Genomic DNA, 15,240 nt, shown 5'->3' with positions numbered 1-15,240 from the left:
ATTTATACTGGTAAATGTTTATGATGATGGCTTTTGTGTTTAACAAACAGCGCAATAAAGCCGGTTAATCCTCCCATCAGCATTAAAAAACCGATGAAGCCGGCCTGGGTAAATGGTAAACCTAAAAAATGATAAACCGGGTTTATTCGGATCTTCTCTATCAAAAAACGCTCGGTACCGTTTAACACAAGGTACAGGAAAAACATAAAACCGGGTGTAACTATCCGTTTACGAAAAACCCACATCAGCAAAAACATACCAATGCAAAGTGCGGCCTCATAAAACGGCGTGGGGTATACCGGGTTAGCCAGTTGATTGCAATAGTTACCCAGGCAACCGGGCAGCAGTGTACCGGCATTGATAGCATTATGCGGATAATTGAACGCCCACATCCAATCGGGCAGCCAGCTTAAAAAACCGGGTTTTAGATGTGGGTTAACCTTACCCCAATCACCATCACCCGCCAGCTGGCAACCAATACGGCCAATGCCATACGCCAGCATCATGCCCGGCGAACCGATATCGGCAAGGTGGACCAGCTTCATGTTATGCCGGTGACCGATATAAAGATATGTCAGCGCGCCAAAGATCAAGCCTCCATAATAAGCAAACCCATTGGCAGAAAATATAGTACCCAGCGGATCATATCTCAACCTGCCAAAATGCTCAACGATATCAAAAAGTTTGGCACCAATGAAACCGAAAAATCCAACACTGAAAACAATCAGCCCCATTAATTGATAAGGATGTACCGAATATTCAGTTGTTTGTGGCTTAGGCAATGCAAACTTTTTCCGGTCGCGGTAAATCCAGAAGGCAAATGCACCCCCAATAAGTACGCCGGCTGTTAAATTTCCCTGCAATGAAAGGATATACGCCCGCGGGTTTGCAGCAAAAACCTGGTAATTAAAAACAGCTCCAAAAAGTTTAAAGCCAAATAAAAAACCGGGCAAAAAATTAATGATCATTTCAGCTGCCGAAGCGGGTTTTCCGATGATTACCTTCCGTTTAAATGCACTGATCTTTCCAATAGCTTCATATCTTTTAAATTCTGAAGTAAACACTATGTATGGCAAATAGAAAGGCGAGCGCTATAAAAAAACCAAGCGTTTGGATAGGAAATCCAATCCGGATATGGAAGAGATAATATATCAGATCGCCGATGGTTGGAAACATATCCTAATTTAAAGTTTATCTGCCAAATCAAAAAAAGGAGGCTGGCACCGCAGCGCCGGCCCCTTATGGTTATCTATTGGTTTTTAAAAACCTGCCTGGATGCCCAGGTTAATCACCCGCTGGTTAATGTACGCATCGCCCGCGGTATTGGTAGCAATTTCCGGGTCCTGCTGATATTTTTTGTAGTTATCAAAAGTGAGCAGGTTATATGCGCTCATATAAATGCGGGCGTTGTTAATCTTAAATGGTAACAGCTTGGTTGGCAATTGATAACCGATATCAACCGTTTTTAACCGCACGTAATGCGCGTTTAATAACCAGTAATCAGAAAAATAAGCCGTAGGGCTGTTTACCGAAGTTGGATTGGTAGTTAACCTTGGGAAGGCGGCATTGACCAGGTTTTCGGGTGTCCAGCGTTCCTGGTGTATGGGTTGAAACTGGCTTTGAAATGGTTCGATACCTGTACCAATCACCGCGAAACTGTAATTGAACGATCCCTGCAAAAGCACACTTACACTAAAACCTTTGTAAACTGCCTGCAATGAAAGACCGAGTATGGTGTTTGGCAGGTTCGGATTGCCTATCCGCCTTTTGTCAAACACATTAATAACGCCGTCACCGTTCAGGTCCTGGTATTTCAGATCGCCGGGCTGTAGCGGGATACCGTTATCTGGTACGGGTACCGATTTGCTTCCCGAATTGATGGCGGCAATATCGGCAGCGGTATAGTATCCTAAAAAGTGATAACCATATTGCTGCCCGATTGAATGACCGGTTTGCGCCAGCCATGGATATGCCGGGGTAGCCTCATCCTCATAGAGGATCTTGTTTTTAGCGTACGAGAACACGAAACCAACGTTATACTGTACTTTGCCAAGCGTGCTATGATAGCTGATCTGCCCGTCGAGGCCCTGGTTACGGGTTTTACCGATATTTACGGCAGGCAAACCAACACCCAAAATCTCCGGTATACTCCCCGGTGTAATCAGCTGATTGTAACGGATATCGTGGAAATAATCGGCCGTAATAGATATTTTATCATTAAACAAGTTGGCATCCAGGCCTATGTCGATCTTTTTAGCACGTTCCCAAACTACGTTCGGATTGCCCAATGAGCCTTCATATATAGTATTGTAGTTTTGAGCTGTTTCGCCAAAATTGTAACCACCGCCCTGGTTGTAAACCTGGTTATATACATAACGGTTACCCGGCGCTGCATCCGAACCAACCAAACCATAACTGCCCCTTATTTTCAAAAGACTGAACATAGGGAGAGCCTTTTCAAAGAACGACTCTTTGGCGATATTGTAACCAAAGCTCACAGCCGGAAAAATCCCAAAGCGATGATTAGCGGCAAAGCGGTCGGTGCCGTTATAGGCTACGTTAAAGTCGAACAGAAATTTCTGTTTAAAGTCATATCCCACCTTGCCCGATATACCGCGGAACTTTTGCGGCACACCAACCTGCGCGCCATCAAGCAGCGGATAGGTGAAATACGTTTGCGAAGTTTGATTGAACAACAACAATCCCGAAAAATGGTGCGAACCACGGAATGTCCTGTCGTAGTTGGCGTAAAGCTGCAGGTTGTAGTTATTGGTATTGATATCGGTGCTGCCTGTTAACGCATAAGTTTGATATACATAAGTAGCACCCGGCCTTAAAGAATATTGATTAGTAGCGGGATCATAATGATAGGCAGGGATGCCGCCGTTAAAAATTTGCTTGGTAAACTGCTCAATGCTTGAATAAGCCACCCTGCCGGTTACCGAAAGGCCATTGGTTAAAGCATCGAGCCTTTGGGTAGCACCAAAAAGCACGTTAAAATCGGTACGACGGGAATGCTGATAGCCGCCCGTTGCCAGCCTGGCGTTAAGCGTTGGCAGGTGATCAGGATTAAATGATGAATAGGCGTATGAATAGCTTCCGTTAGGGTTAAGATATGGCGCCGTAAAAGGCGTTTCTTTGGTAAAATTATATACCTCGCTCACGGCGTTCTGGTTATAAGGCTGGTTCAGGTCCGAAAAACGTGTGGTGATATCCAGCCGCAGATCGAGCGTTTTATTGGCTTTCAGATCGAGGTTTGAACGAAAGTTATAGCGTTTAAAATAGTAATTGGTATTCACCAAACTTTGCGGATCGGCAAAATCACGTACCAGACCATTTTGGTTCAGCGCGCCACCGGAGATAAAATATTTTACACCGGTTGTACCACCCGAAATATCCAGGTTGGCATTGGTTTGATAGGTGTATTTCTTGAAGATTTTGTTATACCAATCAACATTGGGGTGACCGTATTGATCGGATCCATTTTTAAACAGGTCGAGGTCCTGCTGGGTAAAACTAAGCGGGATGCCGTCATTATGCTGTGCCTCATTAATGAGTACCGCCGTATTGTATGAATCTAAAAACTGCGGCGTTTTAGTAGGCTGCTGGATGCCGCCTTCCACACGAAGGTTAACTTTAGGGGTGCCGGCCTTGCCGCGGCGGGTGGTTACCACCAATACGCCGTTAGCTCCCTTGATACCATAAATAGCCGTTGTTGACGCGTCTTTCAAAATCGAGATGCTCTCTATCTCATTAACATTGATCTGCTGCAGCTGGTCATAGCTGTACTCGATGTCATCTACAATAATGAGCGGCTGGTTACCCGATGGATTTAACGAGCTTACCCCGCGGATATAAAAATCGGAAGCATCCTTACCCGGCTGGCCCGAACCCTGCTGCGAAAAAAAGCCCGGCAATTTACCGGTTAAAGCATTTTGCACGTTGGCCGTTGGCACGGTACGGATCTCGCTGGCCGAAATGGAACTTACAGCACCTGTATTGGTGATCCTTTTTTTGGTTCCGTAAGCTACTACGGCTACTTCATCCAAACCGTTGGTATTGGTTTGCAGGATGATATCCATTCTGCCCGATTCAGATACACGGAGCTCACGCGGGATATAACCAATAAAACGCACAATGATGGTATTTGACTGCCCTTTAAGAACAAGCCTGAACTTACCACCCTGATCTGTAATAGCACCATTATTCGGAACACCTTTTTCAATTACCGATACCCCTGGCAATACCCCGGTAATATCGCGTACAGTACCTGTTACAGTCCTGCTTTGCGCAAATGACACCGCCGGGAGCAGGATCATTAATATCTGGAAGAGAAGTATTATTTTTCTCATAAAGCTTAATTTTTTTGGTTTAACTGGCTGAAGTTTTGAGATTACCATCCTGGATTTTGTTTCATATTCGGGTTCTTCAAAACCTCGTCATAAGGTATCGGGTACAGGTACATCTTTGGCGCTTCGAATTTGGTGGTGAGCGCATTCACCACGTTATAGGTAAGGCTGGAGCCTATCTTCACAATGCTGATCCCCTTTTGCGGCTGGTTCATTACCGTTTCAGCAATTTTCCAGCGGCGGATGTCCCAGTAGCGGTTCTCTTCAAAAGCCATTTCCAGGCGCCGCTCATTTTGGATGATGGCGCGCATCTCCGCTTTGCTCATACCGGCTTTAAGTCCGTAATTGCCGGTGCCCGCATCTATCCCTGCCCTTCTCCTGATGCTGATAACAGCATTATAAACCTCGGGAGTTGCTCCGGCCGATTCATTGAGTGATTCGGCATAGCCTAAAACCACATCAGCATAGCGCAGGATCTGCCAGTCTATGACATGAGCAGCGTAGGCATTGGTGTTTTCAAAATTGCCCATGAACTTGCGCATGTAATAGCCTGTTTTGGTTTGCTGTAATGAGCCGTTGGGTTTGCTGGCCCCTCCTTCATACAATTGCAGATCTGAGTTAAGCCATCTTGCACCGTTATAGAGCACGGTATAGGTTAAGCGCGGGTCGCGGTTCTGGTAAGGATTATCAGGGTTATAACCTGATGCCGGATCAGTAATAGCCAAACCGCTTTTCATGGGGAAGGCATCAACCAATTGCTGTGTCGGACTGGTTTGCCCCTTGCCTACTGCCCCGGTAAATCCAACCGGACCGTTAGTGGTTTCAATCGAGGATGAATTATCTGTTTGCCGGATAAATATATTTTCAGAGCTGTTTTGAGTCAGAAATACATCTTTAAAGCTGGGCAATAACGAATAAACATTCAGGTCCATTACCGCTTTTTCGGCAGCAGCAGCCTGTGCCCACCTGTCGGCGCTAAAATCGGTGTAACCTGTTAGCGGATTTGAGGCATCAATATTCTGTCCGTTAAATAATGGGCTTGCAGCATATAGCAGTACTTTGGCCTTTAAAGCCATGGCGGCGCCTTTGGTAGGGCGGTGATAATCAGCATTAGGGTTGCTCAGCGGCGCGGTCATCAGGGTATCCTTAATGGCATCGCATTCGCTTACAATGTAGTTGATACAATCGGCAAAGGAATTACGTGGCAAGGCCACATTATCCGTTATAGTAAACACCTTGTTGCCCAATAAGGGAACGCCACCGTAACGTTTAACCAGTTCAAAATAATACAGTGCCCTTAAAAAACGTGCCTCGCTTTTCCATACATATTTCATGGAGTAACCATGGTATTGTGCAAGTACCGGCACTACATCAATATTGTTCACAAACTCATTTGCCTTGCGGATGCCTGCGTAGTAATAAGCCCAAAGGTTTTCACCGGCGGGGATGGTATATGAATTATAAGATGCTGTTGAAAGTATGGTTACTACATTTGATGATACCGAAGCCGATGACATGGCATCATCACTGGCCGCGTCAAGGTAGTCGTTCCCTACCCTGTTGTGCCCGTTTTGGAGCGCTGCATAAATCCCATACAGGAACATTTGGGCATTGGTACCTAAGGAGTCCTTTTTGTCAAACACGTAATTGATAGTCACCTTATCAACCGGGAACTGCTCATATTTTTTACAGCCGGCCATTATGGTTAAGATGCCGGCGGCCGCTAAAATTATTTTGTTGAAACTCTTCATGATCGTAATATTTTTATGATGGCCAAAATCAAAGCTTAATGTTAACGCCGGCATTTATTACCCTTTGAATTGGGTAAGCAGTACCGTATACCTCCGGATCAAAATCTTTGTAGCCATACAGTGTATACAGGTTTTCGCCGTTCACAAATATTCTCAAGCCCGATAGCCTAAGCTTATGCGCCCACTCATAAGGCAGGTTGTAACCTACCTCGGCATTTTTAAGCCTTATATAGTTGCCCTTGCGCAGGTACAAGGTTGAGTTGGCGGTATTATTGGCGTTACCTATTGATAACCTTGGCGCAGTAGCCGTAGCAGCGGTTTCGGGTGTCCACCGGCCTAAAATGGTGTTGTACGCCTGCCCGCTGTAAGTAAGCCCGAGGAAACCCACACCTGCAAAGCCGTTCACCTGCGAGTTATTGAACATCAGCTCACGGTTCGCTACGCCCTGTAACAGGAAACTCAGACTAAAACCTTTGTAATTGAAGCCCGCCGAAAAGCCATAATAAACCAACGGCCGGTTACCACCTATGGCCGAAACATCAAACTGGTTGATAATATGATCGCCGTTAAGGTCTTTGTATTTTACATCTCCTGCCTGTGCGGTGTAACCGGTAGTTGTTGCACTGGTGGCAGCATCCTGGGCATCCTTGAAATAACCGATAGCCGTGTAACCATAAATAGCATTGGTTGAGCGGCCGGTGTGCCTGAGCCATGGGTAAGGATATGGCTCTTCGTCGCTAAAAATAATTTTTGACGATTGGATAGATGCATTACCCGAAATAAAGTAATTGAAATTTTGGATGTGGTTTTGATAGGTTAAAGTAAGCTCAGCGCCTTTGTAAAGATTAATACCCAAATTTTCGTAAGGATATGAAGTACCTAACAAAGCAATACTGTTTCCTCTAACCTGCAACAGATCATAATACCTGTCGTGGTAATAATCGGCAGTAATATTGAAATGATTATTAAACAGGGAAATATCGGCCCCTATATCCAGCTTGCGGGCTTTTTCCCAGCGGATGTATGGGTTGGCCAATGTGTTTTCAAAATAACCCTGTACCGGGCTTTTGCTGGTACCCGTGCTGTATGAATAACCCTGCGAAGGGCCGTAGGTTTGCAAAAAGTTATAATAACCGTAATTATCTACGTTGTTGTTTCCGGTTTTACCATAGGTGGCGCGCCATTTCCATGAGTTTATCCAGCTGAAATTATCTTTAATAAAATCCTCTTTACCCATTTGCCAGCCAATACCGCCGGCGTAAAACAAGCCATATTGATTGCCCGGAGGATAACGGTTATAACCGCTACTGTTGACAACCGCTTCAATAAAGTATTTACCGTCATAATTATAACCCGCTTTTAATGCACGGTTTGTTGTTACCTGCGAAAGGTCATAGTTTAATACAACCGAGCGTACATCATACAGTGCCATACCGGTTATATTGCTTTTGCCAAAAGTCCTGTCGTAATTAACTGATGCCTGGGCAAACGAGTAGCGGGCGCTTGAAACTGTACTGAACGAATTACTTTGCGCAACTGATGAGCCCACTGCCGAATAAGAACTGTCGGCGTTAAAGAAATAGGCATTATTTTGCAATGAGCGATTTAAAAAACTTTGCGATGAAAAAGCAAGATTGCCTTTTGCCTTTGCCGATAAGCCTGGTGTTATGCTGCTGAGGTCATAATTCAGATCGAGGTTGGCCAGTACATCATTGCTGCTGGTGCGCTGATAGCCTGAAAACTCGGTTTGCGAAAGCAGGTTGTTGGTATATGTTGTTGTACCGCCAAATGTGTTATTTGGATTATAAAGCGGATATGCATTGTTTGGCGTGCTGTAAAGAGCGCCCAATATGTTTCCATACCCTGCCCCTGGCTGCGTGCTTTGCTGGATACGGCCAAATAACTGAAGATCGACAGTAAATTTTTTGGTTACGTTAACTGCGAGATCGGAGTTAATGATATAGCGGTTAAGATCATTATTGGTGTTGTATGGTACAGCCGATGAGGTGCGGAACATCCCGGCCTGGTCAAGGTAGTTTAATGAAACACTGTACCGCGCTACCTGGGTACCGCCGTTAACATTAAGCTTGTAGCTGGTCATCGGCGAATTATCGCGCAATATGGTTTTAAACCAGTTAACGTCCGGATGCCGTAAAGGGTCGGTGTGGTTGCGGTAGGCGTTAAAATCGGCACTGCTGTAAAGGGCCGGCTTACCATCGTTTTGTAACGCTTCATTATATAAATACGCATATTGATAAGCAGGCAGCGGGTTTGGCAAGCCTAAAGGCTGCTGGGTGCCTGTTTGTGCAGTGAATGAAATATGCGGCGTACCCACCTGACCACGTTTGGTAGTAATAAGTAAAGTACCGCGCGAACTGTTGATGCCCAGCATCATATTTGAAAGCGCATCCTTTAATACCGAAACCGATTCGATACTTTCCGGATCAAGCGACGCTATCTCACGCTGAACACCATCGATAATCGTTATCGGCCCCTGCCCTCTTAATGAAAGGCCGAATTCCGTATTATCATTGGCCGAATAATTATTGTGCTGTACTACCGCCCCGATAAAGTCATTTACAGTCTGCACACCGGTTTGAGGTGCGGCGAAACCGCTATACTGCTGGGTATATAAACCGGGGAGTTGCCCGGGTAAAGCATAGGTATATAAAGTTGCTGGGGTACTGGTAAGCTGATTGGTATAGATAGTTGATATGGCGCCCACATTTTTTGATGTGCTGATGGTATCATAAAGCACATTAATGGTTTTAGGTGCCTGGATATAGGTATCTATGAGCCTCACCGTTAATTTAGCAGTGTTTTTAACTGTAACCTGGCGGGCGTTATAATTCACGGCGGTAAATACCAGGGCATCTCCCTTTATGGCGTTGATAGCAAACATGCCGTCTTTACCGGTAGTCAGGGTACTATTTTTTCCTTTATTGATTACTTTAACACCCTGCAGTGGGTTACCATACTCATCAAGTACAATACCGCTTACCTGACCGGGCCGTGCAGGCGCCACGGCAGTTGTATCCTGCTGCATGGCTGCATAGCTGGTTTTAACCAGTAGCAGCATCAACAGCGTGATACCTGTTAAACATTTATTTATGTAGCAATAAGCCATATTTTTCAGGTTTAAAATTGTTGGCAAAAGATTTAAATATCGTTTTAGCAGATCCTGTATAGTTAGGTGCATCTGCTTGTTTATTTCATCTACAGATCAACCGCATTTAAATGTATAGGTGAACGGGGCATCAGTATTACCATAGCCTACCTTTACCTTGCCCGTTTTATCTGTAAGGAAGTACTCCATTCTTGTGATGGTTTGCGTATCCCCTGCATTAAAGAATGATCTCGGCCAAAACGTAAGCTGGTACTTTTTACTGGTGGCAGTAGTTTGTTTCAATAATGTTTTAGAGGTTTGCTCACAAACGTTTATGGTTTTCCCATCGCTGGTGTAGGCCTTTGCGCACAGGTAAACTTCACTTGCGCCGCTTAACTGTGTATCGGTAACTGTACCATCAAAAGTCAGGGTTACAAAATCGTTATCCAATGATTTTGGCGGATCGATAGTGGTAAGCTGCGGGTTACAAAAGTCAACCAGGTCACCGCTGCCGCCGGTTACTTCAAAACAGGTATTACCAAGCAGCACACTGTAATAAGTACCATTGCCATCGCTGGTAAAACCGTTGCCGCTGTCGGTTATGGTATAGCCCAGTTTAACCAACATGTTATTATTATCGGCACCTACTTTTGTTTTGATATTCAGGTCTACAATGAACTCTACCCCACCGGCATGGCTGTAGGCTTTATCAGTTTGGTAAGCCACCCATTCCATGTCATCAATAAGGTTACCACCGTTACCGAAAGTTTTTTTCATGTATGCCGACCAGGTAAGGCCGTCGCCCTTTTTAGGTAAAGTACCGTCGGGTATCAGGGACATGGTTCCGTTACCTTGTTTGCTGGTGTACGTTATAGTGGTATTCTGCGCTGCCTTCCAGCCTTTAGGCACCAAAAAACCAAAAATGAGGTAGTCGGGGCCTCCATCTCCCACGGTAGGGATATCACAGTGTACCGTTATCGGCACAACTGAACCTACGGTAGCTGTGGCCGGCTGATCAACACTGGTAATTTGTTCGCCACAGCAGGCTAAAGCAATACCCAGCACCACCAAAGCACACAGCTTCCATAAATTTTTACCTTTTATATGTAAATATGATCTCATAATTTATCGGTTGCTTTTAGTTTATCAATTGGCTTTTTCAAGCACGTACACATAAGTATTATTGGTACAGCCCGGACTGAAGGTGATACTAAGCTGCCTTTTGCCGTTTACTATAGGATAAGTAAAAGCTGTTGAAACCGGCTTATCGCCCGTGGCAGTAAAGGTGATCTTAAACGGATACTGCGGATCATCAAGTGCAAAAGCACCATCCTTGCTTACCAGGAAGGGCAGCTTATTTACCAGTGTGTATCCCTTATCGGTGAAATTGATCCGGAACTGGCTAAAATCAATAATGGAGGTTAAATCGGTTCCATTACGGGTAGCTTTGATCACCCGCCAGTTGCCGGCGATATCTTTGGGCGCCTCGCTTCCGGGAACTATCTTTTCGGTTTTACATGATGATACTGCCATCATAAAGACAGCTATCAACAGCAAGTAAAACCATTTTGCTTTGTAATTATATTTCATATCAATACTATTATACTGTCGGTGATTAATAGCCCGGGTTCTGGATCAGTTCGGGCGATTTGGCTACCTCGCTTTGCGGGAAAGGCCATAGGTACATCGCTTTACGGAAATTGCGTTTGCGCACATCAAATTGTTTATATGCTACTGCCGCACCATCCCGGTCAACCTCCATGCCTTTGGTAGTGATGTTGTCAGTTTGATCAGCAATTTTCCAGCGGCGCACATCCCAAAAGCGGTGCTCTTCAAAAGCCAGCTCAATACGGCGTTCATTTTGAATGGCTGTACGCATATCAGCCTGGCTCAAACCCGCGGGCAACTGGTATGGGTTTAAGCCCGCCCGTTGACGGATAGCCTCAACTGCCGAATAAACTAATGCGGTTGGCCCTTCATATTCATTAGCAGCTTCGGCATAGTTCAGCAGGATCTCGGCATAGCGGATCAATGGTAGGCAACGATCTGTCCGGTGCATAAAATCGTTGGCCACGGCAGCCGGGTCGAGCATTTTATTGGTGTAGTATCCGGTGGTAGTGCCAACATGTACGGCATCAGGTCCCGTTGTATTTCCGTTGTATTTACCAACAAAAATATTTATGGGCGAGGTACCCGACGAAAGCCTGATTTGCAGAGGCGTTTGGTCATGGATGATGCTATAATCCAAACGCGGATCGCGGTTAGCATAAGGATTATTGGGATTATAGTTTGATGTAGGGTCTGTTATATTTTTACCGTTGCTCATCGGGAAAGCATCAACCAATCCCTGCAGGGGGAAAGCACCGTTTTTGCCCGTACGGGTCGGTGGCTGCCATAAGTTTTCTAAATCCACGTTGCCGGTCGGGCGCATCAACTGGAAAATATATTCGGTATTTACACGCTTGGTAAACAGCTTTTGAAAGCCAAAACCCGGGGCGGTGGCATTGTCAACGTTGAGGCTATACACCCCTGTTGAGATAACGGCGGCCGCAGCTTGTTCGGCAAGTCTCCAGCGCTCTTTATCGTAAGCCGGGTATCCCACCAATTCAAGCGTTTTACCCTCACCGATAGATTGCCCGTTGAACAAAGGACTTGCGGCATAAAGCAGCACCCTTGATTTTAAAGCAAGGCAGGCCCCTTTTGATGCACGGCCATAGTTTACCCCCGATTGCACAGTCGGCAGGTCCTGCGCTGCCGCGTCACACTCGGCAAGGATATAATTCACGCAATCGGCATAGGTATTGCGGGCAGCCGGGATCTTATCCGTATAGGTGTAAACACTGTCGCCAAGTAAATGCACACCGCCGTAATGTTTCAGTAATATAGCATAATACCAGGCCCGTAAAAACCGCGCCTCGGCTTTCATTTGTGTTTTGACGAAATTATTGATTGGTGCCTTAGGCAAATTTTTAAGCAACTGGTTTACCGAGCGGATATTGGTATAACAGGTTTTATACGCATCATCGGTAACCACGGCGGCATTGATGGTGCCCGTTTCAAATGCCAGGGCTGTTGATCCGGCAGATGCTGATACTTCCGCTTCGTCGGAGGCAGCATCGATACCGCCGTTAGGCGTAGGCGAAAGTATTGGCCCGTAGGTAAACCTTCCTGCCGCCGCACTAAAACCAACATTGCTGTAAATACCGGCTAAAAACGATACGGTATTAGCACTATCGGTAAACACCGTCTCGCCGGTTAGGTTTGATGTTTGTGTTTGCCCCAGGAAACCTTCCTTTTTACATGAAGTAAAAACAAGGAAGCCCCCGAAAACCGAATAAGCAAGAACCTTAAAGTAAAGTTTTTTCATACTATAGGGGTTAGTTAACATCGTGCTTCGACAGAGAAAATATAAAATCGTTTTAGCAATTTCATATTTTTTAACCCGCGGAGCAAATGTTTTAAAAGCTGTTTGTTAATTGGTTTATAATTCAGATGTTGAAATCTGATACTAATATAGTTTATAAAAACGATTTAGCAAATTTTTCGAGTTATTTTTTTATAATTTTTAAAATCACAATTTCTATACTGGAATTTTAACAATTACAACATTTGCAATCGGTTGAAAATGTTGTAATTGTTATTATAAAAGCGTTATCTATTTAAGTCCATAGTACTTAAGCGGAAGCCACAGGTCTGATTTTCTCTTTTTCGATACCTGAACGTGTAAATTGAACTAAAAACTTAGCACCAATTTATTGGTAACCCGGCATCATTTATTTCATTCCGCCAAAAAAACGACTAAAAAACAGTGCCTGGTAGTTGATGGAATTGCCCCAAAATTCCCAGGTATGGCCTCCCGGCCTTACAGTATAATCATGGGGGACTTTGCGTTCAAGCAACTTTTCATGCAGTTCCTGGTTAGCCTGGTAAAGGAAATCATCATAACCAACATCAAAAGTAATAGCAAGTGAGTTGGGTTTTAACAGGTAGATGAGGTTTACCACGCTGTTTTGTTCCCACCTGTCGGGGTGTTCGCTGTATTTACCCAATACGCGTTCGATGCCGAAACTATCCGGAAAAGGCCTGATATCAACCGCGCCACTCATGCTCCCGGCAGCACCAAATTTGTCTAAATGCTTAAAAGCTATATACAACGCGCCATGTCCGCCCATACTCAAACCGGTTATGGCCCTCCCCTTTCGGTCAGTTATGGTTGAATAATGCTTATCTACCCAATTCACCAGCTCAGTACCTACATAGGTTTCGTATTGTGAATCCTTAATGGTTGGGCTATCAAAATACCAGCCAGCAAAATCGCCGTCGGCACAAACTATAATAAAATGATAAGTATCGGCCAAACCGGCAACAGCAGGGACTTTTTTAATCCAATCGCTGTAATTGCCGCTAAAACCATGCAGCAGGTATAATACCGGGTACTTTTTGGTGCTTGAATAATCGGCCGGCCTGATCACCACAGCCTTAATGTCTTTGTTCATTATGGCACTGTGGGTCAGCACCGTATCAACCGTTGCGGCGGCAGCTTTCAAACTGTAAACCGCAAGGCCAATAAACAATGGAATAGATAGTAACTTTTTAATATTCATCAGTATATAGTGATTTTATTTTGAGGCGATGATGGTGATGTGATGGTTTTGCGGTTTATTGATGGTGTAGATCTGGTCGGTAAGTACATCCATTTCTTTTTGCCAGGCATCGCGCAGGCTTTTGTAACGGGCACGGGTATAGTTATCTTTATTTCCGTTAACAAAAATGTCTTTTTTGGCATACTTGCTTATGGTATCCATAGCGGCGTTGGTATCATGGAATAACAAGCCTTTGCCTTTTAAAAAGTCAAACTGCATCCAGGTATACATGCGGATACGCCTTTCAATGTCCCAACGTTCCTCGTTCAGTTCCCTGATCTGGATGGCCTGCTGATATTGCGGTGTTATAGTGATCTCGGCCAGGTTGATACCTGCGCCCAATTGCTCAGCCGACCAGCTACCCATTTTTTCTCCATCGATAAGGACATCATAATTGGGTGTTTTTAACCCTTTAACGGCAAGCAACTCCTGGTTCATTTCTTTGGTAAACGGCACAACCTTAAGCGCATCGGCTTGTTTTTTTCGGTTTCCCCAGCCACGCGGAATGGTATCAATGGGGTACGGCAATGAATTTGCGAGGTAATTGAACGATACGGAATCTGCCGAAGAAACCACGTTAGTTACTTTACAATTCACCGCCTTAATGGTCTTTTTACTTTTTGCATCAACAGCCACATCAGCCACTACCTTATTGCTGAAGCCCTGCGCCTTTAGAAAAAGATAAGCCATCACGAGGTGCCCGTCATTGTCCGGATGCACCCTGTCATTAGGCGTTAAGCTGAAGGTGGAATCTTTGGCTTGCTCACGCAGGTTGATCTCTGTCATGGGATGATAGAAATCAACATAACCCCAGTTATTTCTTTTCGCTGCTGCTTGCTGAAAATCGATCACCTTTGAAAAAGCCGCACTTTTTTTAGGATAGATGTTTTTTGTAGTAAACTTGCTTGTTTCATCATAAGGCGAACCAAGAATAAAAATTTTACGGATCTCGGGGTGTTGCTTTAGTTTGTTTTCCAGCAGTGCATAGTTATCGTATGAGCCCTGGATCCTTTTATCCATAACATCCTGTGCATCGGGTCGGTACCATTCAAAATAACCGGTGTCGTTCATGCCCCAGGTAAGGGTTAACACATTTGGCTTTTTGCTGAACACATCATCTTCAAAACGGTCGTTGATCTGTCTTACAACATCGCCGCCAATGCCGGCGTTATAGCAGGTTATCCGCATGTTAGGGAAACGGGTCATATAATACAGCCAGATGTACGAGTGGTAATGGCCCCCATCTGTAATACTGTTGCCAACAAAAGCCACCCGGTCGCCCGCGCGAAATGGCGCTATGTTTTGGGCAGTTACTGCTCCCCGAGCTGCTATCAGTACTAATAATAAAATCAACTTTTTCATTAACTGTTAATTATAATGTGTTCAGCAAA

9 protein-coding genes are annotated in these 15,240 nt (G+C 44.9%); all 9 read right to left on the bottom strand.

Going from position 1 to position 15,240, the window contains the following annotated elements:
* Window positions 1-2: 2 nt before the first annotated feature.
* A complete protein-coding gene (locus ABID99_RS08770; RefSeq protein ID WP_373613461.1) occupies window positions 3-1,064 on the bottom strand; it encodes a prolipoprotein diacylglyceryl transferase in 1,062 nt (353 codons plus the stop codon).
* A 195-nt stretch (window positions 1,065-1,259) separates the two neighbouring features.
* On the bottom strand, window positions 1,260-4,352 hold the full coding sequence (locus ABID99_RS08765) for a SusC/RagA family TonB-linked outer membrane protein (protein WP_373613460.1): 3,093 nt from the start codon (window positions 4,350-4,352) through the stop codon (window positions 1,260-1,262).
* Between the two features lie 41 nt (window positions 4,353-4,393).
* Window positions 4,394-6,100, bottom strand: coding sequence for a RagB/SusD family nutrient uptake outer membrane protein (locus ABID99_RS08760; RefSeq protein WP_373613459.1), 1,707 nt, complete (start codon window positions 6,098-6,100; stop codon window positions 4,394-4,396).
* A gap of 28 nt (window positions 6,101-6,128) precedes the next feature.
* Entirely contained in the window at window positions 6,129-9,227 is a 3,099-nt protein-coding gene (locus ABID99_RS08755) for a SusC/RagA family TonB-linked outer membrane protein (RefSeq protein ID WP_373613458.1), read from the bottom strand.
* Window positions 9,228-9,323: 96 nt separating this feature from the next.
* Window positions 9,324-10,328, bottom strand: coding sequence for a DUF4961 domain-containing protein (locus ABID99_RS08750; RefSeq protein ID WP_373613457.1), 1,005 nt, complete (start codon window positions 10,326-10,328; stop codon window positions 9,324-9,326).
* Between the two features lie 24 nt (window positions 10,329-10,352).
* Window positions 10,353-10,796 (bottom strand): DUF5004 domain-containing protein, encoded by a 444-nt coding sequence (locus ABID99_RS08745; protein WP_176627389.1) that lies wholly within the window; start codon window positions 10,794-10,796, stop codon window positions 10,353-10,355.
* 25 nt (window positions 10,797-10,821) lie between these two features.
* The gene (locus tag ABID99_RS08740) at window positions 10,822-12,573 is read right to left on the bottom strand and encodes a RagB/SusD family nutrient uptake outer membrane protein (protein ID WP_188832522.1); all 1,752 of its coding nucleotides are present in this window, start codon (window positions 12,571-12,573) and stop codon (window positions 10,822-10,824) included.
* 406 nt (window positions 12,574-12,979) lie between these two features.
* Entirely contained in the window at window positions 12,980-13,810 is an 831-nt protein-coding gene (locus ABID99_RS08735) for an alpha/beta hydrolase (RefSeq protein ID WP_373613456.1), read from the bottom strand.
* Between the two features lie 15 nt (window positions 13,811-13,825).
* Complete coding sequence (locus ABID99_RS08730) at window positions 13,826-15,211, bottom strand: SGNH/GDSL hydrolase family protein (protein ID WP_373613455.1); 1,386 nt, start codon at window positions 15,209-15,211, stop codon at window positions 13,826-13,828.
* Window positions 15,212-15,240: the final 29 nt, after the last annotated feature.

The sequence above is a fragment of the Mucilaginibacter sp. OAE612 genome, from assembly GCF_041806395.1.
Taxonomy (GTDB): Bacteria; Bacteroidota; Bacteroidia; order Sphingobacteriales; family Sphingobacteriaceae; genus Mucilaginibacter; species Mucilaginibacter rubeus.
This window is presented reverse-complemented; position numbering and strand designations above follow the sequence as displayed.